The organism is Paracoccaceae bacterium, assembly GCA_033344815.1.
Classification (GTDB): Bacteria; Pseudomonadota; Alphaproteobacteria; order Rhodobacterales; family Rhodobacteraceae; genus Roseobacter.
The window spans coordinates 4,736,086-4,756,131 of the sequence record JAWPMR010000001.1; the positions used below are offsets into that span (position 1 = coordinate 4,736,086).

Sequence of the window (20,046 nt, forward strand, 5' to 3'; positions counted from 1 at the left end):
CATTTCATGGGACTTCTGACATCTATACTGCGGTCGGTGACCTGGTGGAACGGACAGACGTTGAACACGCAACTCTGGACGTGGCGCAATGGTGCTAAAGTGGGCGAAGACAGCCAGGGCAATGTGTTCTATGAAAACAAGGACAAATCGCGCCGCTGGGTGATTTACAACGGCGAAGCTGAGGCGAGCCGGGTAGATCCCGACTGGCACGGTTGGCTGCATCATACATGGGATGCAACCCCGTCGGAATCACCGCTGCCGCACAAAGCGTGGGAAAAACCCCATCAGGAAAATCTGACAGGCACTGCGTTGTCTTACGCGCCGAAAGGGTCCATTCGCCGATCAGACCCGGCACCGCGCAGTGACTACGAGGCCTGGTCGCCGGAGTAAGCAACCAAATGTCTGAAAATACGACCGAAGTTATCGTTGGCGCGGGTGTGCTGGCCGCCGCCGTGGCGTTTGTGCTTTACGCAGGCCAGGTGTCCGATTTTTCAAGCGGTGGCACCAGCTATCCGCTTGAGGCCAGTTTTCGCAGTCTGGAAGGGGTGAATGTCGGGACCGACGTGCGCCTGGCGGGCGTGCGCGTGGGCTCCGTGACGCAGGTCGATCTGAATTCTGAAACCTACCGGGCGGATACGACCGTTTCCGTTCTGGAGGGGATTGAGATTCCCGATGACAGCGCCATCGTTATCTCGTCGGAAGGGTTGCTTGGCGGGAATTTCGTTGAGATTGTCCCGGGCGGGTCGCCGTTCTTTTTTGAACCGGGTGACACCATCGAGGATACGCAGGGTGCCGTCAGTCTGGTCTCACTACTACTCAAATTTGTGAGCGGGTCGTCTGAATGATCCTGCGGGCCGCTTTGGTGCTGGCTTGCATTGCAGGCTCTGCCGCCGCGCAACAGGTCAGCGAAGCGGATGGGGTCATCCTGCGGGGTCTCGATAAGATCAGCGGTCAGGTCTATGACATCGAGATGAAATCCGGCCAGACAGCCGCCTTCGATCAATTGCGCATCACGCTGAACGGGTGCCGCTATCCGGTGGGAAACCCGGCCGGAGATGCCTTTGCTGCATTGGAAGTGGTGGACACCTACAAAAGCGAGACTGTTTTTTCCGGTTGGATGATCGCGTCAGCGCCCGCGCTTTCGGCGATGGATCACGCACGTTATGATCTTTGGGTGATGCGCTGCACTACGTCCTGAGGCGCGCGCAGGGGGGGACGCAAAAAATCTGCGGGCTTTTCTAGCGCCTGAGCCAGCGCTTTGTGATACATTGCGCGGCTGATCTCGATCCCGCCAAGCGATGCCAGATGTTCGGTGAGAAACTGCGTGTCAAACAGCATAAAGCCGCCTTCGCACAGGCGATCCACCAGACACGCCAGCGCAATCTTGGACGCGTTGCTGCGGCGCGAAAACATACTTTCGCCAAAAAACGCAGCCCCCAAAGTCACACCGTAAACGCCTCCGACAAGCGTGGCACCTTCCCAAATTTCGAGCGAATGCGCGCGTCCCTGACTGTGCAGGGTCAGATAGAGCGACCTGATTTCAGTGTTGATCCAGGTATCTGCACGATCCGCACATCCATCCACGACGCCGACAAAATCCTGATTGATGCTGACCTCAAAACAGGTGTTTCGCATGGCACGCCGCAAGGAGCGCGACGCGTGAAACCCATCCAGCGGCATGACGCCACGCCGCTGTGGATCCACCCAGAATATTTCCGGATCATCGCGATGTTCGGCCATGGGAAAGATCCCCGTGGCATAGCCTTGCATCAAAACCTCAGGGATCAGGCGCATGGCGGGGCACGTCAGCCGTTGCCGAGATTGGTCTCTAACCAATGCTCCAGCCAATGGATATTATACCCGCCCGACAGGACGTCATCTTCGGCCAACAGCGCATGAAACAGCGGCACCGTGGTATCCACGCCGTCGACGATCAATTCACCCAAAGCGCGTTGAAGTCGCGCCAAGGCTTCCGGGCGGTCACGACCGTGCACGATCAGCTTGCCAATCAGGCTGTCGTAATAGGGCGGGATTGAATAGCCGTCATAGAGCGCGGAATCCATCCGCACACCAAGGCCGCCCGGTGCATGGAAATGCGTAATCCGACCGGGGCAGGGTGCGAAATTCGGCAGCTTTTCCGCGTTGATGCGTACCTCGATCGCATGGCCGTTGATACTCAGGTCATCTTGCTCAAATGACATTTCGAGACCTGCGGCGACGCGGATTTGTTCACGCACCAGATCCACGCCGAAAATGGCCTCGGTCACGGGGTGTTCAACCTGCAGGCGGGTGTTCATCTCGATGAAATAAAACGCACCGTTCTCATAGAGAAACTCGATTGTGCCGGCCCCGATATAGTTGATTCGCGCAACGGCGTCAGAGCACACTTTGCCAATGGCAGCACGTTCTTCAGGCGAAATCGAAGGCCCGGGGGCCTCTTCAAAAACCTTTTGGTGACGGCGCTGCAAAGAGCAGTCGCGCTCCCCAAGGTGCACCGCGCGTCCTTTGCCATCACCAAAAACCTGAATCTCGATATGACGCGGCGTGGTGAGGTATTTCTCAATATAGACTTCGTCATTGCCGAAGTTTGACTTGCCCTCGGCCCGCGCGGTCATGAAGGCTTTTTCCATATCGTCGGCCGTTTGCGCGACTTTCATACCGCGCCCGCCGCCGCCTGCCGTGGCCTTGATGATCACTGGATAGCCAATTTCCGCGCCAATGCGCTGCGCATCCGCAAGGGTCGGCACGCCGCCCTCGGACCCGGGCACGCAAGGCACGCCCAGCTTTTTCATCGTGTCCTTGGCGGTGATCTTGTCACCCATGACCCGGATATGTTCGGCAGTGGGACCGATGAAGGTCAGATCATGATCCTCAACCACCTGCACAAAATCCGCGTTTTCACTCAGAAACCCATAGCCCGGGTGGATCGCCTCAGCCCCGGTAATCTCGCAGGCGGCGATGATGGCAGGCACCGACAGATAGCTTTGCGTGCCTGCAGGAGGGCCGATGCAGACGCTTTCGTCCGCCATACGCACATGCATGGCGTCACTATCCGCCGTCGAATGGACCGCGACCGTCTGGATGCCCATTTCACGGGCCGCACGCACCACGCGCAGAGCAATTTCGCCACGGTTGGCAATGAGGATTTTTTCGAACATTGCGCGCGCCCCTACTCGAGGATCACAAGCGGTGTGCCAAATTCAACGGCAGCACCATCCTCAACAATGATCCGCTTGACCGTTCCGGCACGGGGGGCGGGGATGTGGTTCATGGTTTTCATCGCCTCGACGATCAGCAGGGTGTCGCCTTCAGAAACGGTCTTGCCGACGGCGATAAACGCTTCCGCACCCGGTTCGGCCTGCATGTAAACGGTTCCGACCATGGGCGAGGTCACAGCGCCGGGATCTTCGGCGGGGTCCTGACTGGGGCTTGGAGCGGCAGGTGCCGGGGCTTCGGCGATGGCGGCTGGCGCGGTTGCGGGCGCCGGGGCCGCCGCCACCTGTGTGACGGCCTGTTGCTGTGTATGACGGCTCACGCGTACGTTCAGGCTGTCATCTGCGCCGTAATCCCGTTTGACCTGAAGCTCTGTCAGATCGTTTTCGCGCAGCAATTCCGCCAGGGCCTTGATGAAGGCCACATCGGCGTCATGGTTCTTTTTTGTCATGTACGTCCTCAACCGTTCGGGAGAGCCTTGTTGCTGTCGGCTCTTGTTCCTGCGCCTCCGTTATAGGGGAAGGGCCCGTGCATGAAAACCCGCCTATTGCGCCCTTGCCAACAGCGGGTAAATTGTCTTGAAACGAAGGGATACAGGATGAATTTAGCGCATTGGCTGGAACGCACGGCGCAGGCGACGCCGGACCGTTCAGCGCTGTTTCTGGGCGAGGATTGCGTCGCGGATTACGCCATGTTTTGGGCGCGCAGCCGCGCGGTGGCCGGGTGGTTGACTGCAAGGGGCGTCACGCCGGGGGACCGCGTTGCGATCTTCATGAAAAACGTTCCCGACTACCTTGTGGTCTTTTATGGCATCTGGATTTCGGGCGCGTCGGTGGTGCCGATCAATGCCAAATTACATGGGCGCGAGGCGGCATTTATTCTGCAAAACGCGGATGTGGATCACGTTTTTGCCTCTCCTCCGCTGGCGCGGGCATTGCAGGAAGCAGACGCGCAAGGCGCGATCACGGTGGTGCCGGGGGACGTGTTTGACGCGGTTCTCGCCCATGAGCCGGCACCGAGCATTGCGCCGCGCCGCCCGGAGGATCTGGCTTGGTTGTTTTACACCTCAGGGACCACCGGAAAGCCCAAAGGTGTGATGATCACCTTCCGGATGCTGACCGCGATGAGCCTGTGTTACGGGGTGGATGCGGATGTGGTTCGCCCTGAGGATGCAACACTTTATGCCGCACCGATGAGCCATGGTGCCGGTATCTACAACATGTTGCATGTGCGCGCAGGTGCGCGCCATGTCTGTCCGGTGTCGGGCGGTTTTGATCCAATCGAAATTCTGGACCTCGCAGAGCATTTTGGATCCGTGCAGATATTTGCCGCCCCTACGATGGTGCACCGCATGACTCAGGTGGCCCGCGACATGGGGCGGGTTGGCACAGGATTACGCACCATCGTCTATGCCGGAGGCCCGATGTACAATGCGGATATCATGGACGCCGTTGATCATTTCGGCCCCATTTTTGTGCAGATCTACGGGCAGGGCGAATGTCCGATGGGGATCACGGCGCTGAGCCGGGCGGACATCGCAGACCGCAGCCATACGCGCTGGCGCGAACGCTTGCAATCAGTGGGGCGCGCGCAATCCGCTGTCGATGTTGCGATTGGGGATGTGGCGGGCAACGTGCTGCCCGTCGGGGAACACGGCGAGATCATGGTGCGTGGAGACACGGTGATGCCCGGGTATTGGCAGAACGTAGAGGCCACCGCCAAGACGTTGGTGAAAGGCTGGCTGATGACCGGCGACATGGGGTTCATCGACGCGGATGGGTATGTCAGCCTGCAGGACCGATCCAAGGATATGATTATCACCGGCGGTTCCAACGTCTACCCGCGCGAAGTCGAGGAAGTACTTTTGATGGATGCAGGTGTGTCTGAAGTTTCCGTGGTCGGCCGGGCACATGCCGAATGGGGCGAGGAGGTGGTGGCCTTTGTGGTTGGGGACCTCGACCCCACACGTCTGGATGCTCTGTGTCTGGCGCATATTGCGCGGTTCAAACGCCCGAAGGATTACATTCCGATCGCGGCATTGCCCAAGAACAATTATGGCAAAGTGCTCAAGACCGAGCTGCGCGCGCGGCTTGAAAAAGATCAGGCGGAGTAGGCCCCCGGTTTCTCAGCGATTGCGGTGAGGGCGCAGACGCCCGGGCGATGCGCAACACCTGCCTTTATATAAAAACACCCGCCGGTTTGGCGGGTGTACTCGCATGTTCAAGGTGGACACCGTCAGATCGCCAGGTATTCTTCACGCAGTTCCTTGTTCTCCAGCACCTCGGCTGCCGTGCCATCAAAAACGATGCCACCAGTGTCCAGAATCACCGCTCGGTCAGCCAGTTGCAGGGCGCGTACAGCATTTTGTTCCACCAGAATCGTGGTGATGCCCTGTTCCTTGATGATGCGCAGAGTCTTTTCGATTTCATCCACGATGACAGGTGCCAGTCCTTCATAGGGTTCATCCAGCAACAGAACCTTGATGTCGCGGCACAGGGCGCGGGCAATGGCCAGCATCTGTTGTTCACCGCCCGACAGCGTCACACCTTCCTGCGTGCGCCGCTCGCGCAAGCGCGGGAAAAGCTCGTAAACGCGCTCCAGCGACCACCCGACGGGCGGTGCGATCTGTGCCAGTTTGAGGTTTTCTTCCACTGTGAGCCCAGCAATGATACGGCGGTCTTCCGGAACAAGGCCCAGACCAGCCTGGGACGCCTGATGGCTGGACATCTTGTGCAGCGCCTGGTGGTCGAGCCAGATTTCGCCGCGCCTGATTTCCGGGTCTGCCAGCCGGGCAATGGCGCGCAGGGTGGATGTCTTGCCCGCCCCGTTGCGCCCCAATAATGCGAGGATTTCGCCCTCATGCACGTTGAAACTCACGCCTTGTACGATATAGCTCTCGCCGTAATAGGCGTGCATGTCCCAGATGGACAGAAAGGCGGGAGCCGTCGCGGCCTGATTGGCGTTCTTTGAAAAGTCCGGTTTGACGTTCATCTCTTTGTCCTCGGTGTTGCGACGTAGGGTGGGCTTTCAGGCCACCCTACGCAAAGGGTGGGATCAGGCCGCGGTCTGGGTTTCGCCCAAATAGGCTTCGCGCACCTTGGGGTGACCCTTGATATTGTCAGGCGTGTCCTCGACCAGTGGTGTGCCCTGTGCCAGCACCGTGATCCGTTCAGCCAATGAAAACACCACATGCATGTCGTGCTCGATGATGGCGATGGTGATGTCGCGCTCATCGCTGATCTGTTTCAACAGATCGATGGTGTTATTGGTATCCGCGCGCGCCATTCCGGCGGTGGGTTCATCCAGCAGCAACAGGCGGGGTTCCTGACTGAGGCACATGCCAATTTCCAGACGCCGTTTGTCGCCGCGCGACAGGGAACCTGCATGCATTTCGCGTTTGTCGGCCATGTTCATGTCTTCCAGCATCTTTTCTGCCGTGCCGTACACGTCTTTCTGGCTGGAAACACTGCTGATGCCATTGAGCTCAAACGCGCCGTCTCGCTTGGCAAAGCAGGGGATCATCATGTTTTCCATGACGCTCAGATCCGCGAATATCTCTGGCGTTTGAAACACGCGGGAAATGCCCATCTGGTTGATCTCATAGGGTTTGCGCCCCAGAACCGATTGTCCGTCGAACATGACGGAACCGGTGTCCGGGATCAGCTTGCCCACCAGGCAGTTCAGCAAGGTCGATTTACCGGCCCCGTTCGGGCCGATGATGGCGTGTACCGATCCTTCGGCGATGGAGAGGTTCACATCCCCCAGCGCCTGAAGGCCCCCAAAGCGTTTACCGACGTTTTTGACTTCAAGAATGCCCATCTGTGCTCTCCTTATTCGGCTGGGGTGGTTTTGCCATCCGGATTGTCATCCGCAGGCTTTTTACGTTTGAACAGCCGCGCGACGCGCTGACCGCCCTCCACGAGACCACCCGGCAGGAAGATCACGACCAGCATGAAGACAATGCCAAGTGTCAGGTGCCAGCCCTTGCCGATAAAGGGGTATACAATCGCCACCAGGAAATCTTCGATCCCGTCCGGCATGAAAGCGAACCACTGATGCAGAATGCTCTCGTTGATCTTGGAGACGATGTTCTCGAAATACTTGATGAAACCCGCACCGAGGATGGGACCGATCAATGTGCCGGCACCGCCCAGGATGGTCATGAGCACGACCTCGCCCGAGGCCGTCCAGAACATGCGTTCCGCCCCCACTTGCGTGTCCATCGCCACCAGCAGCCCCCCGGCCAACCCGGCGTACATGCCGGAGATGACAAAAGCGGCCAGCGTGTAGGGTTTGGAATTCAGACCGGTGTAATTCAGGCGTTGCTGGTTGGACTTGATCGCGCGCAACATCAGCCCGAAAGGCGAGCGGAAGATGCGGATCGACAAATAAAACGCCGCGAGCATCACTACGGCGGCGAGATAATAGCCCGCGCTGAAGGTGAAGACCCAATTGCCGACAGTCATATCGTAACTGGAGCCCATTTCGAGGCCGAAAAAGTTGGCGCGCTCGGTGCCGTCAGCGCCCAGAGCCCGGTCAATGATACGGGGATCGCCTGCCTTTGGCTGCAGCCCGGTTTCACCACCCGTGATGGGGGTCAAAACGGAATACGCCAGCGAATAGGACATCTGGGCGAAGGCCAGCGTTAGGATGGAGAAGTAGATCCCTGACCGGCGTAAAGATATCCAGCCTACCAGCAGTGAAAACACACCTGCCACCAGCACGGAGATGATGATCGCCGGGACCACGTTCATGGTCAAGAGTTTCATCATCCAGATTGCAGCGTAGGAACCCACGCCCAGGAATGCGGCATGCCCGAAGCTGAGATAGCCCGTGAGGCCAAAGAGGATGTTGAAGCCGATGGCAAAGATGCCAAAGATCACAAGGCGCTGCATCAGATCGGGATAGCCCGCGTTGAACTGAGCCATCGCCGAGCCTTCGGGGAAGGGGTTTAGAATGAAGGGTGCAAACAGTGCCAGCACAGCAACGATCAGCAGGAGGGTGAAGTCTTTTTTGGTAAGGCCCATGATTATTCCTCCATCACGCCTTTGCGGCCCATAAGGCCCCGCGGACGTGTCAGCAAGATGATGATTGCAACCAGATAGATGATGATCTGATTGATGCCCGGCAGGGTTTCCAGAACCACGGCCATGGAGGCGAAACTTTCAAGGATGCCCAGCAGGAACCCGGCCAGAACCGCACCCGAGAGAGAGCCCATGCCGCCCACAACAACCACAACGAAACTGAGCACCAGAAAATCCATGCCCATATGGTAATTCGGCGAATTGATCGGCGCATACATAACACCTGCCAATCCCGCGACGGCCGCCGCGATGCCAAACATGATGGTGAAACGCTTGTCGATGTTGATGCCCAGAAGGCCTACGGTTTCACGGTCCGCCATGCCTGCACGCACAACCATCCCGAAGGTGGTGAATTGCAGGAACGCAAACACCGCGCCGATGATGACAGCGGAAAAGGCGAAATAAACCAGCCGCCAGTAGGGGTAGATGATGGTATTGGGATCAAAACCCATCGCAGCGCCGAAGTCGAAGGACCCGCGGAACGCCTCAGGGGCGGGGGTCGGGATCGGGTTGGCACCGTAGAAATATTTGATGATTTCCTGCAAGACGATGGCAAGGCCGAAGGTCACGAGGATCTGGTCGGCATGCGGGCGCTTGTAGAAATGCTTGATCAAGCCGCGTTCCATCGCAAAACCGATGAACACCATGACCGGAATGGCAAAGAGAATGGAGATCGGCACCGCCCAGTCGATGATCGCATCGCCCGTGGTTTGGCCGAAAATATCATAAAGGTAAGGCACATCGACCTTCAGAGGATTGCCCAGAAAGTCGGTTTTGGTTTCGTCAATGACCTCATGGCTGAGAGTCAGAATGCGGCTGAGGGTGACGGCGCAGAACGCGCCGATCATAAAGAGCGCACCATGCGCAAAATTGACCACCCCGAGGGTGCCGAAAATCAATGTCAGACCCAGCGCGATCAGCGCATAGGCAGAGCCTTTGTCCAGGCCATTAAGAATTTGCAGGATAATTGCGTCCATGGTCCCACCTTCATGAAACGGTTTTGGCCCGGTGGCCGAAATCACAGGGCGGAGGCATTCCCCGCCCTGCGCGTTTTACCGGCGTGTTTGATCAGGCGCCCGGATTACAGGTGCCCAAAGAGCCGCCTGCCATCTGGGGGTGATCGGGCTCGTATGTGACCTGTGCGACTGGCGTCACTTCGACGATCTCAAGAAGGTCGAACTCGGAGGTCGGGTTCTCTTTACCCTTCACAACCAGCACGTCCTTGAAGCACTGGTGATCTTCGGCACGGTAAAGTGTTGGACCATTGCCCATGCCGTCAAACTCAAAGCCTTCCAGCGCTTCGACAACGCCACAAGGATTGAATGTGCCCGCACGCTCACAAGCATCCGCATAAAGCAGCGCCTGAACGTAGCAGGTGTGCGCCGCCTGGCTGGGCGGGAAGCCGTATTTGGTGCCGAAGGATTTGACGAATGCTTTGGAGCCTTCATCCGTCAGCGACCAATGCCAGTTTGTCGAGCCAAAGATGCCTTTCACGTTAGCACCCGCACCCTTCGCCATCAGGCGGGAGTAGAGCGGTACGATGATCTCGAAGTTCTTGTTGTTGACCAGCTTGTCGCGCAGGCCGAACTGGACTGCATTGGTCAGCGAGTTGACCATGTTTCCGCCGTAGTGGTTCAGAACCAGAACATCCGCACCCGATTGCAGAACCGGCGCGATATAGGAGGAGAAGTCGGTCTGTGTCAGCGGTGTTTTCACCGCGTTGACGGTTTCCCAGCCCATGGCTTCGGTGGAGGAACGTACGGCTTCTTCTGTGGTGTAACCCCAGTTGTAATCCGCTGTCAGGTGGTAGGCTTTACGGTCGGTGCCGTAGTTCGCCGCCAGAACGGGGGCGAGTGCCGCTCCAGACATGTAGGAGTTGAAGAAGTGGCGGAACCCGTTGGCACGCTTGTCTTTACCCGTGGTGTCGTTGGAGTGGGTCAGACCGGCCATGAAGATGACGCCGGCTTCCTGGCACAGCGCCTGAACAGCCACGGCCACACCGGAGGAGGACCCGCCCGTGATCATGATCGCGCCGTCTTTTTCAATCATCGACTTGGCGGAGGCGCGTGCGGCGTCCGATTTCGTCTGTGTGTCGCCCGTGACATATTCGACTTTCTTGCCGAGGATGCCGTTGCCCGTCAGAGCCTTGGACGAGAATGTGTTCATCATACCAGCGTCGCCGCCACCGTTCAGGTGCTCAACTGCCAGTTCATAAGCGCGCAATTCGTCCGCGCCCTCATCCGCATAAGGACCGGACTGCGGGACGTTGAAGCCCAGTGTCACGGTGTCGCCTTGCGGTGCATTCAGATAGCCTGCATGTGCATCAGCACGCAGATACGTCGGCAGCGTCAGACCGGCAGCCCCGGCGACCGCACCGGTCTTGATAAGACCACGACGCGTCAGTTTCGAATTGGACATTGAAATCCTCCCAGAAGTTAAAATCACACGTTCGGCTTTCTTCCTCTCAGCCGGACGCGCAAGGCACAATGGTGCAAAGTCCTTATCGCCCAGTTTCAGAAAATGTCGCAACAAGTGCTTTGAAATGCTCATTTATTTTGTAAACGAATGCACAAGATCTCTAGGCTAATTGTAAATTAACTGATATTGCAGTGCAGAAAGCTGTTGAAAAGGCGCGATATTACCGAAGGGGTCTGAATGCCACGAGAGGGATTAACCGGCAGCCGAATTCGTGAAAGGCGCTCTGTCGCGGGATTGCGTCAGGCTGACCTTGCACGCAGTCTGGGAATATCCGCCTCCTATCTCAACCTAATCGAGCATAATCGCCGCAGAATCGGCGGTAAGTTGCTTCTCGACATCGCGCGACTGCTCAAGGTTGAGCCCTCCATGCTGACGGAGGGCGCGGAGGCCGCCCTGATCGCGACCCTGCGGGAGGCTGCCACCAGCGCAAATCTTTCCGTTTCCGAAACCACACGTGCGGATGAACTGGCGGGCCGTTTTCCGGCCTGGGCGGAGGTGCTGGCGACGGGACACAGGCGCATTGCAACATTGGAACGCACGGTTGAGACGCTCTCGGACCGGTTGACCCATGATCCGCATTTGGCGGCTTCGGTGCATGAACTGCTGACCACCGCCGCCGCAATCCGCTCGACTGCGGCCATTCTGGCAGATGAGGGTGAGTTGACCGAGGAATGGCGTAATAAGTTTCATGCCAATATCAATGAAGACAGTCGCCGGCTTGCGGAAAGCTCAAAGTCTCTGGTGGAATATCTCGATGCCAGTCAGGGCGTTGAGGATGCCGCGGCCAGCCCACAAGACGAAGTCGAAGCCTTTCTGAACGAGCATGATCATTCTTTTGACGCGCTGGAGATGGGGTTGACCGATCCGGATGCCATTCTCAACGCCGCGCCCAGTTTGAAATCCAATGGCGCGCGTTACATGGCATGGGGGATCCTGGCGCAGATCGTGCAGGATGCGCGCGCCGTGTCCAAGCCGGCCTTTGATGCCGCATTGGACACGCATGGACCGGACCCGGTCCGCATTGCGCGCGCGCTGGGTGCGCCAATATCTCTGGTCTTGCGGCGCATGGCTCTGCGCCCTGCATTGGATGCGGGTCTTGTGGTGTGCGACCGGGCGGGCAGCTTTCTATTCCGAAAACCGACAACCGGATTTGTCATCCCGCGTTTCGGGTCCGCCTGTGCGCTTTGGCCTCTATATGCGGCTTTGAGCCAGCCGGGGCAGGTGATCCACACACCTTTGGTGCAGTTGGGGCGCGGCCGTGCCCGGTTTGAGTGTTACGCCGTTGCCGAAGTCGTTGGACACCCGGTCTATAATCAAGCGCCCCTGGTGCAGGCGGCCATGCTGGTGGTGCCCAACGCCTCAATTGAAGATCGCAATGCTCTGGAAGTTGGTGCGACCTGTGGCGTTTGCCCGCGTGAGACCTGCCCGGGACGGCGCGAGCCCTCTATTCTCAGCCTTGGGATTTAACGAAGGGGCGATACACAGATCGCGGGGTTAGGTTTTGACAGCGTGTCCAAAACCATTGATAGTTTGACAACCGTACTGAGGGAGGCAGGCCGCAGGTCTGACAGGGCGGTGATCTGGGAGGAGACCAGCATGGGCAAAAGCGTGCTTCTGGTGGAGGATGAGCTGAACATCGTGGAGGCGATCAGGTTTTTACTCAGTCGAGAGGGCTGGCAAGTGGACGCGCATTCAAACGGTGCGGACGCCGCAGAGGTGATCCGCGCGCGTAAGCCTGATCTGGTTGTCCTAGATGTGATGCTGCCGGGAAAAAGCGGTTTTGATATTCTGGATGAATTGCGCGGTCACGATCAAACCGTTGATCTGCCGGTATTGATGTTGACCGCGCGCGGGCAAAGCCGAGACCGCGAGATGGCAGAGAAGGCGGGCGTCAGCCGTTTCATGACCAAGCCCTTTTCAAACACCGAAGTGCTGACGGCAGTGCGCGATTTGCTTTACGTCCACGGACAAAGGACCTGACAGGTGGCGCGACCGGGCACCCCTCTGTTCTTGGAGCGCAGCGGTTACCGCCAGCGCCGGGTCATGGATGCGGTGCGGTTGCTGGCCATTCTGGGTGCCGGTTTGTGGATGCTGCCGCTGTTGTGGCCCTCAGCGCAGGTTGGCGCCCCCGAAGCGGTGCCTTTGTCGCGTGCCCTCTCATACGTTTTCGGTGTTTGGGCGGCGCTGATCGCTGCGGCCTATCTGCTGGCGCGACAACTTCGCCGAATTCCCGAAGAAACGGATGAAACCGAGGCCCTGTGATGGCGTCCCTGAATGTCCTCGTCGTGGTCTCGCTTGCTTATGTGTTCTTGTTGTTCTGTGTGGCCTTTGCCGCGGAACGCGCGGGCGTGCGCGGAAAGGCAGGGTGGTTGTTGCGCTCGCCGCTTGTCTACACACTTTCCTTGTCGATCTATTGCACCGCCTGGACGTTTTATGGTGCGGTGGGCTATGCTGCGCGCTCGGGGCTTGAATACCTGACGATTTATCTGGGCCCCAGTCTGGTGATCATCGGGTGGTGGTGGATCCTGCGCCGCCTTGTGCGCATCGGGCGCAGTCACAAGGTGACCTCCATCGCGGATTTGATTTCCTCGCGATATGGCAAATCAAACGGGCTGGCGATTGTCGTGACGATCATGGCTGTGATTGGCGTAACGCCTTATATTGCCTTGCAACTTCAATCTGTCACGGCCTCCTTGTCCATTTTTGCGGCCGCCGGTGAGGTCGGCATTTCCGATGGGGCGGAGGCGCGCGCCGCGGGGTTGTGGATCGCCATTGGCTTGGCCTTGTTCACGGTGCTGTTCGGGACACGCAACCTCAACGTCAACGAGCGTCAGCATGGTGTCGTGATCGCCGTTGCCGTCGAAGCGGTGGTCAAATTGATTGCGCTGCTGGCGGTAGGCGTTTTTGTGGTCTGGGGCATCGCAGGCGGTGTGTCCGAAACGCTGGCGCGCATTGATGCTTCTTCCTTGGGCACGTGGGAGATGGATGGCAGCCGCTGGGCAGGGCTGACTTTTGTGTCCGCCGCAGCATTCCTCTGCCTGCCCCGTATGTTTCAGGTCATGGTGGTCGAAAACGATGACGAGCGTCACCTGCAAATCGCCAGTTGGGCGTTTCCTCTATACTTGATGCTGATGAGTCTTTTCGTCGTGCCCATAGCGGTCATTGGGCTCGATCTCTTGCCCGCCGGGTCCAACCCGGATTTCTTTGTACTGAGCCTGCCCCTCAGCCAGGGGCGTGAAAATCTGGCGATGCTCAGCTTTCTGGGGGGTTTTTCCTCAGCGACTTCAATGGTGATCGTGGCAACACTGGCGCTCTCGACAATGGTGTCCAACCACGTGGTCATGCCTATTTTTCTGTATGTGCAGCAAGGTGGCGCGACGCAATCTGGCGACGTGCGAAATGTCGTGATCCTGTCCCGGCGACTGTCGATTCTGGCGATCATCGGTTTTGGGTATATTTATTATCGCATCTCTGGCGGATCCGGGGCGCTGGCAGCGATCGGTTTGATTTCCTTCGCCGGTGTGGCGCAGTTTCTGCCGGCCATGTTGGGCGGGATCGTTTGGCGCGGTGCCACGCGGGCAGGCGCATTTGTCGGTCTGGGTGTCGGGTTTTCGCTTTGGGTGTTCACGATGCTGTTGCCTAGTTTTGGGCCGGGCGCTGTGCTGAGCCTCAGCACATTTGAAAATGGTCTTTGGGGGCTGGCGTGGCTGCGCCCGCAAGCACTTTTCGACATCTCCGGCTTGGACCCGACGATCCATGCAATTTTCTGGAGCCTGTTGTTGAATGTCATGAGCTTTGTACTGGTATCGCTCATGACCTTCCCGCGTCCTTTGGAGCGGTTGCAGGGCGCGCAATTTGTGAATGTTTTTGATCATTCGGCGCAAAACCGCGGCTGGCATGCGTCGGTTGCCGAAAGCGAAGACCTGATGATCATGGCGCAGCGTATCCTGGGCGCGCGCGAAGCACAGCGTCTGTTTCGCACAGAGGCTGAAGCGCAGGGGCGTGGCGACTATCTGCCTGAGCCCAATGCAGATTTCTTGCAACGTCTGGAGCGTGAGCTGGGCAGTTCTGTGGGGGGGGCCACGGCGCATGCCATGATCAGCCAGATTGTTGGCGGGAGCGCTGTTTCGGTACAGGATCTGTTGGCCGTGGCGGACGAATCTGCACAATTGCTGGAATATTCCAACCGGCTCGAAGCCAAATCGCGTGAATTGAGCCAGACGGCGGCGCAACTGCGGGACGCCAACGCGAAACTTGTTCAACTCAGTGACCAGAAAGACGCCTTTCTCAGTCAGATCAGCCATGAATTGCGCACGCCGATGACCTCCATTCGCGCCTTTTCGGAGATCTTGCGCGATACTGATGGTCTGGGTCCGATGGAGAAAAGGAAATACGCCAATATCATCCACGTCGAGGCCATTCGGCTGACCCGGCTATTGGACGATCTGCTGGACCTGAGCGTGCTGGAAAACGGACAGGTAACGCTCAATCAGCAAAGCGGCAGTCTCGTTGACGTTCTGGATCAGGCCATTGCCATGGCGCAGGCCAGTGAGGCGCGGTCCATATCGTTCAAACGCAGGCGCGTGCAGGAAACCGTGACGCTGAACACCGATCTTGATCGGCTCAGTCAGGTGTTTATCAACCTGATCACAAACGCGCAAAAATACTGCGCATCCGATCATCCGGAGTTGCGCATCGATGTGGGTCAACTGGACGACGTTATCACAATTGACTTTGTTGATAACGGGCGGGGCATTGCGCCAACATCGCGTGAGGTCATGTTCGAAAAATTTTCCCGGATTGGCGCTGAGGAGGGCAAGGGCGCCGGACTTGGATTGGCAATTTGCCGTGAAATTATGGCCCGTCTGGGCGGTGACGTCAGCTATCTGGATGGCACTGGGGGCACCGCTTTTCGCGTGACTTTGCCAAACGCGCGCGCTCTGGCGGCGCAGTGATTTCGTCCAATATTTTGGCCATGATCAAAACGACATAAAGGCTATGGTAACGATTGACGTCTATTCCTTCGGCCAGAAGACCCCGCAAAGAATGCGGTTCGGGTGATTTGACAAGGGCCATCAATGTCAATTTTGCAGCGCAAAGCGCAGGCAGGCAAACAAGAACATCAGGCTCGGGCCATGTCCGTGCCCAAGGCGTTGCGCGTGAGCATTGCCAAGATTGCAGATGATGTTTTCGAAATGGCGCTTGCAGTCATCGGCGCGACGCAGGAACGCTGCGAGGGTGATGCAATAAGCGACAAGGTAGAAGAGGGCGCGTTGCTTGTTGTGATGGACGGACCTCAGGGAATCGTCGGCGGCGTCATGGTCGGACCTGAACTCGTGGGTGCCATGATCCAGCAACAGACGATGGGGACAGTCTCAAAAACCGCCTCCTCCGAGCGCGAGCTGACATCAACAGACGCCGCCCTTTGCGCCCCACTTTTGGACGCAATGTTTGAGCGTGCGCACGCGCTTCTGGAAACTGATGCGGACAGGGATATTCTATGTCCTTACAAATTCGGGGCACGCGTCGAAGACAAACGGCTCATGTCCCTCGCGCTGGATAAATCAGAATATCACGTCATCAAACTGACAATTGATGTTGCGGGTGGAGCTTATCAGTCTGCTTTGACGCTCTTTTTGCCGGTCCTCGAGAAGGGCGCTGGCCTCGTCCTGGCCGATGAGCCGGAAATCAAAAAGCCGCCCCGGACTCTGGAAAAGACGGTCATGAACATTCATGCCGATCTCACGGCAGTTTTGGATCGCGTCAGACTTCCCCTCTCAGAACTGGGCAAGTTGATGCCGGGAGACATCCTCTCGCTCAATCCTGACGCATTCGATACTGTTGAAATTATGACCCGCGATCGCCGCATGATCAGCCGCGGCGCGATGGGACAGCTTGAGGGCAAGCGCGCCATTCAACTCATCGACCCGAATGCGGCTACAAAGAGTTCAAATGGGGGATCCGAGGACCTGGGACACATGGAATTGTCACCGGTCCAACCGATGAACAGCGCAGTTTCAGAAGACGTAGCGGGTGGGCTACCCGGTATGGATATTGGCGCTATTGATCATGAATCGCCAGAGGTTTCCGACCTGCCGGACCTGCCTGATCTACCAGACCTGCCAGCTTTGGAAGGCGATGAGAAATTGCCCGATTTTTCGGATCTACCGGGATTGTCGGATGATGACGCCTTGCCGGAATTGCCAGACCTGCCCGAGCTTTCCGACATGCCGGAGCTTCCCGATCTCGACGGGGGCGAGGACTTGCCAGAATTAGGCGATATACCCGATTTCAAAATCGCCTGAGGAGACTATCGGGTTTTGGCAGACCTGATCGCCTCAAAAGTGTCGCGCAGGTTTTCCAGATCATAGCCCCCGGCGCGTGCGGCCTGAATGATCTGATCTGCGGACAAGTCTTGTGCCGCCGATAATGCCCAGGCAATTGTGGACCGCGTTCCCGATGCACAATAGGCCAGGACAGGCCCATCACAGGCCTCCATCACCGCGCCGTTCGCTGCGATGACATCAGGCGTCATGGTTTGATGCGTCAGGGGGTGTACGGCAAATTCCAATCCCGCGGCGCTGGCGGCCTCGGCCAAGACCTCGCTGTGATGGCTTGGCGGGATTTCAATGTCCGGTCTGTTGCACAGGACAAGTTTTATGCCAGTCGCTGCAATCTGGGGCATGTCCTCTGCTGAAATCTGCGGTGCTGCATAAAAGCGGGGGGTGATCTGGCGCATATCCATGGCTGAAACGCTACGCAAGCCGGCGCGATGTGTCCAGCCACTTGCGTAGCGTTTCAGCCATCACGATGCCTGCCAGCATCGCCATGAGGAAAAGGACGCCATCAGGTCCAGCATAGCTGAGTGATGCATTCGACGGCCCGGGGCAAACTCCGACCAGACCCCAACCTCTGCCAAAATGAACAGCCCTAATAACGAGCGCTGGTGCAATCGCAGGATCAGGTCGCGCCGGAAAGAGCCACCCGCAAGTGGCTTGCGGTCTTCACTTACGCGCCATGCGATGGCCATGGGCAAGGTCGCCCCACCGATCACAAACATCCGCGTGGGGCTTCAGTCTTTGAAAGAGTCAAGAAAACCGATCACTTTTTGAGTATCGGTCATGACGGAAACATGAAGTCCCGCACCGAACAGTCCACCTGCCAGTAGTGAAAACAAAAAAACATATGTCCTAATATCCTACCAGCGTGCGGCTGGCGAAAACTGCCAGCGCTCCTGCGTCAATGTCAAAGATACTTGCGACGATCCTGCGTGGTTTGAGCCGTGGGATGCTGAAGACGCCATGCCCCGATGTGCGTTCGTTGCCAAGGCGTGTGCCAATGCCGACGCAGACAGCAGCCAATGCAAGCAATAGCCATTGTCGCTCAAATGCGTGTCAACGGCACGCGTGCCGCGCCCGTAATCCCCCGGGTACCGAAACCAAAGCCACAAGGAAAACCAGCCGATGCATCCATGTATGGCGTGCGGATCGATCTAAAAGTCCGCCAATGATGCCGCTGGCGCCCATACTTCAGCCATTGCCCAAAAGATAGAGTGCGGCAGCGCAGTCAATCAGGCAGCCCTCGGCGAACCCCCAAATCCAATCCGCGTAGATTACACTTCCTATTGTCAGATCTTGTTGATGGGCAGTTTCAGCATGACATCACCCTGAGCATCAGGCTCAGGCATGTGACCGGCGCGCATATTCACTTGCAAGGATGGAAGTATCAGCTTTGGCATGCCCAGTGTCGCGTCACGCGCTTGCCGCATTTGCACAAATTCTTCCGCATCACAGTTCTGTCCGATGTGTACATTTCGTTCCTTCTGAGCGGCGACAGTAGTCTCCCATGCAAATTCATCTCGCCCCGGCGCCTTATAGTCATGGCCCACGAAAATACGGGTTGGGTCAGGCAGGCTCAGGATGCGCTGGATGGAGCGATACAGATCATGCGCGGACCCGCCTGGAAAATCGCATCGCGCGGTTCCAAAATCAGGCATGAAAAGGGTGTCTCCGACAAAAGCCGCGTCCCCGATGACATAAGTCATGCAGGCTGGTGTATGGCCCGGTGTGTGCATCACGTCCGCGCGCATTTGTCCTATGTGAAAACTGTCGCCATCGCCAAAGAGCTGATCGAATTGGCTGCCATCCCGTTGAAACGCCGTGCCTTCGTTAAAAACTTTGCCAAAGGTGTCCTGAACGGTGGTAATTTGATCGCCAATGCCAATCTTGCCGCCCAGTTTTTCCTGAAGGTAGGGGGCGGCCGACAGATGATCGGCGTGAACGTGGGTCTCCAGAATCCATTGTAATTGCAAGCGTTCTGATTGAACGAAGGCAATAATCGCATCGGCTGATTTCGTATCGGTGCGACCTGACGCATGATCAAAATCAAGCACGGAATCAACGATGCCACAGGCCGTTCCTTGCGGATCACGCACCACATAGCTGACGGTATTGGTGGCCGCATCGAAGAAGGCTTTGACGTCTGGTGACATGGTGAAACTCCCGGATTTCGCAATTTATAGAGCGCTCTGCGGCAGACAGGCAAGGGAAACCATCAGGTCAGGAAGATGCCAAGAATAACGAGCATCAGCCCGATGGCAGACAAAAACAATGCCGCGAGATTCATCGGAAGCGCTTTTTGTAGTTTTGTACGCATTTCTTCATCAGATAGCTTGGCACGGCGGGCGCGTGCAACGTAAATGATGCACCAGATCAACCCAAGAAGACCAATCAGGGAAAGCCCGGCTCCGCCCCAAATCAGGAGTTCAAAAATGAATGGTTTTTCCGCGTTTTCCATTTGGTTGAGCTAACCAATAGATCGCTTGAGCGCAAGTCAGATGCTCAAGGTCCAAAGTGGCGAGGATTTCTCGAAAACAGCGCCCGTTGTCGGTATATCGAACGGGTATCGAGACATAAACTGCGGCCAACGGTCCGTCAGCGTTTGGCAACTGTTTGCGGGCACTGTCACCCACCAGCCGTGCGCGTCCGGGCAAAGGCAGCGTGCGGCGACTTTCGAGCCTCGCGCTGATAAAATTACTACTTGCGGCTGTGTCGAAAACCAGCAGACATCCGTATCAAGACGGCTTGCTTGGATGCGTCCAGGTCGGTGTTGTTATGTCCGCCAAAACCGGTCAAGCCGTGTGCCCATTGCGACGGGATTTCGTTTTAAGCCATATTGACGCGTTCTGTCCGGCCGGATGATACGACAAGCAGGGCTGACACCGGGGACCATAAGAAATGCGCGGGCTTCGATCCGTACTCGCCGCCGCCAC

23 protein-coding genes are annotated in these 20,046 nt (G+C 57.5%); 9 read left to right on the top strand and 14 right to left on the bottom strand.

Translation table 11 applies throughout. The features are described from left to right. Positions 1–6 precede the first annotated feature (6 nt). From R8G34_21945 to R8G34_21955, 3 genes are read left to right on the top strand one after another with little or no spacing between them, the layout of a single operon-like run. Complete coding sequence (locus R8G34_21945; GenBank protein ID MDW3225520.1) at positions 7–390, top strand: NADH:ubiquinone oxidoreductase subunit NDUFA12; 384 nt, start codon at positions 7–9, stop codon at positions 388–390. A gap of 8 nt (positions 391–398) precedes the next feature. Further along, entirely contained in the window at positions 399–845 is a 447-nt protein-coding gene (gene mlaD, locus R8G34_21950; GenBank protein ID MDW3225521.1) for an outer membrane lipid asymmetry maintenance protein MlaD, read from the top strand. After that, positions 842–1,198: a DUF2155 domain-containing protein gene (locus R8G34_21955; GenBank protein MDW3225522.1), complete on the top strand. Its 357-nt coding sequence runs from the start codon at positions 842–844 to the stop codon at positions 1,196–1,198. The genes mlaD and R8G34_21955 overlap by 4 nt, the downstream gene beginning before the upstream one ends. On the opposite strand, the gene aat is transcribed toward R8G34_21955, so the two are convergent. Genes aat through accB form a run of 3 tightly spaced genes read right to left on the bottom strand, consistent with a single transcriptional unit; the run spans position 1,162 to position 3,664 of the window. Then, positions 1,162–1,794 (bottom strand): leucyl/phenylalanyl-tRNA--protein transferase, encoded by a 633-nt coding sequence (aat, locus tag R8G34_21960; GenBank protein MDW3225523.1) that lies wholly within the window; start codon positions 1,792–1,794, stop codon positions 1,162–1,164. The two genes, R8G34_21955 and aat, sit on opposite strands and share 37 nt — an antisense overlap. 11 nt (positions 1,795–1,805) lie before the next feature. Beyond that, positions 1,806–3,158 (bottom strand): acetyl-CoA carboxylase biotin carboxylase subunit, encoded by a 1,353-nt coding sequence (gene accC / locus R8G34_21965; protein MDW3225524.1) that lies wholly within the window; start codon positions 3,156–3,158, stop codon positions 1,806–1,808. 11 nt (positions 3,159–3,169) lie between these two features. Then, positions 3,170–3,664 carry an acetyl-CoA carboxylase biotin carboxyl carrier protein gene (gene accB, locus R8G34_21970; GenBank protein ID MDW3225525.1) on the bottom strand — a complete coding sequence of 165 codons (495 nt, stop codon included), beginning with the start codon at positions 3,662–3,664 and terminating at the stop codon, positions 3,170–3,172. A gap of 147 nt (positions 3,665–3,811) precedes the next feature. Between accB and R8G34_21975 the strand changes: the two genes are divergently transcribed. Then, positions 3,812–5,326: an AMP-binding protein gene (locus R8G34_21975; protein ID MDW3225526.1), complete on the top strand. Its 1,515-nt coding sequence runs from the start codon at positions 3,812–3,814 to the stop codon at positions 5,324–5,326. 122 nt (positions 5,327–5,448) lie between these two features. Here R8G34_21975 and R8G34_21980 read toward each other — a convergent pair whose 3' ends face one another. From R8G34_21980 to R8G34_22000, 5 genes are all read right to left on the bottom strand, one after another. Then, positions 5,449–6,204 carry an ABC transporter ATP-binding protein gene (locus R8G34_21980; GenBank protein ID MDW3225527.1) on the bottom strand — a complete coding sequence of 252 codons (756 nt, stop codon included), beginning with the start codon at positions 6,202–6,204 and terminating at the stop codon, positions 5,449–5,451. A gap of 63 nt (positions 6,205–6,267) precedes the next feature. Then, the gene (locus R8G34_21985; protein ID MDW3225528.1) at positions 6,268–7,032 is read right to left on the bottom strand and encodes an ABC transporter ATP-binding protein; all 765 of its coding nucleotides are present in this window, start codon (positions 7,030–7,032) and stop codon (positions 6,268–6,270) included. 11 nt (positions 7,033–7,043) lie between these two features. After that, positions 7,044–8,243 carry a branched-chain amino acid ABC transporter permease gene (locus R8G34_21990; GenBank protein ID MDW3225529.1) on the bottom strand — a complete coding sequence of 400 codons (1,200 nt, stop codon included), beginning with the start codon at positions 8,241–8,243 and terminating at the stop codon, positions 7,044–7,046. Beyond that, on the bottom strand, positions 8,243–9,274 hold the full coding sequence (locus R8G34_21995; protein ID MDW3225530.1) for a branched-chain amino acid ABC transporter permease: 1,032 nt from the start codon (positions 9,272–9,274) through the stop codon (positions 8,243–8,245). Before R8G34_21995 ends, R8G34_21990 begins: the two co-directional genes overlap by 1 nt. A gap of 91 nt (positions 9,275–9,365) precedes the next feature. Next, the gene (locus R8G34_22000) at positions 9,366–10,715 is read right to left on the bottom strand and encodes a substrate-binding protein (protein ID MDW3225531.1); all 1,350 of its coding nucleotides are present in this window, start codon (positions 10,713–10,715) and stop codon (positions 9,366–9,368) included. A gap of 237 nt (positions 10,716–10,952) precedes the next feature. Between R8G34_22000 and R8G34_22005 the strand changes: the two genes are divergently transcribed. From R8G34_22005 to R8G34_22025, 5 genes are all read left to right on the top strand, one after another. Then, entirely contained in the window at positions 10,953–12,242 is a 1,290-nt protein-coding gene (locus R8G34_22005) for a short-chain fatty acyl-CoA regulator family protein (protein ID MDW3225532.1), read from the top strand. A 129-nt stretch (positions 12,243–12,371) separates the two neighbouring features. After that, positions 12,372–12,755 (top strand): response regulator, encoded by a 384-nt coding sequence (locus tag R8G34_22010; protein ID MDW3225533.1) that lies wholly within the window; start codon positions 12,372–12,374, stop codon positions 12,753–12,755. 3 nt (positions 12,756–12,758) lie between these two features. Then, positions 12,759–13,037 carry a hypothetical protein gene (locus R8G34_22015; GenBank protein MDW3225534.1) on the top strand — a complete coding sequence of 93 codons (279 nt, stop codon included), beginning with the start codon at positions 12,759–12,761 and terminating at the stop codon, positions 13,035–13,037. Continuing rightward, positions 13,037–15,730, top strand: coding sequence for a sensor histidine kinase (locus tag R8G34_22020; GenBank protein ID MDW3225535.1), 2,694 nt, complete (start codon positions 13,037–13,039; stop codon positions 15,728–15,730). The genes R8G34_22015 and R8G34_22020 overlap by 1 nt, the downstream gene beginning before the upstream one ends. 123 nt (positions 15,731–15,853) lie before the next feature. Continuing rightward, complete coding sequence (locus tag R8G34_22025; protein ID MDW3225536.1) at positions 15,854–17,080, top strand: FliM/FliN family flagellar motor C-terminal domain-containing protein; 1,227 nt, start codon at positions 15,854–15,856, stop codon at positions 17,078–17,080. A 5-nt stretch (positions 17,081–17,085) separates the two neighbouring features. On the opposite strand, the gene R8G34_22030 is transcribed toward R8G34_22025, so the two are convergent. From R8G34_22030 to R8G34_22055, 6 genes are all read right to left on the bottom strand, one after another. After that, a complete protein-coding gene (locus R8G34_22030; protein MDW3225537.1) occupies positions 17,086–17,520 on the bottom strand; it encodes a TIGR01244 family sulfur transferase in 435 nt (144 codons plus the stop codon). 10 nt (positions 17,521–17,530) lie between these two features. Continuing rightward, entirely contained in the window at positions 17,531–17,728 is a 198-nt protein-coding gene (locus tag R8G34_22035; protein MDW3225538.1) for a DUF6691 family protein, read from the bottom strand. Between the two features lie 119 nt (positions 17,729–17,847). Then, positions 17,848–17,952, bottom strand: coding sequence for a hypothetical protein (locus R8G34_22040; GenBank protein MDW3225539.1), 105 nt, complete (start codon positions 17,950–17,952; stop codon positions 17,848–17,850). Between the two features lie 13 nt (positions 17,953–17,965). Further along, positions 17,966–18,136 carry a hypothetical protein gene (locus R8G34_22045; protein ID MDW3225540.1) on the bottom strand — a complete coding sequence of 57 codons (171 nt, stop codon included), beginning with the start codon at positions 18,134–18,136 and terminating at the stop codon, positions 17,966–17,968. A gap of 266 nt (positions 18,137–18,402) precedes the next feature. Beyond that, on the bottom strand, positions 18,403–19,266 hold the full coding sequence (locus tag R8G34_22050) for an MBL fold metallo-hydrolase (protein MDW3225541.1): 864 nt from the start codon (positions 19,264–19,266) through the stop codon (positions 18,403–18,405). Between the two features lie 62 nt (positions 19,267–19,328). Continuing rightward, positions 19,329–19,571, bottom strand: a complete 243-nt coding sequence (locus tag R8G34_22055) for a hypothetical protein (protein MDW3225542.1) — start codon at positions 19,569–19,571, stop codon at positions 19,329–19,331. Positions 19,572–20,046 lie beyond the last annotated feature (475 nt).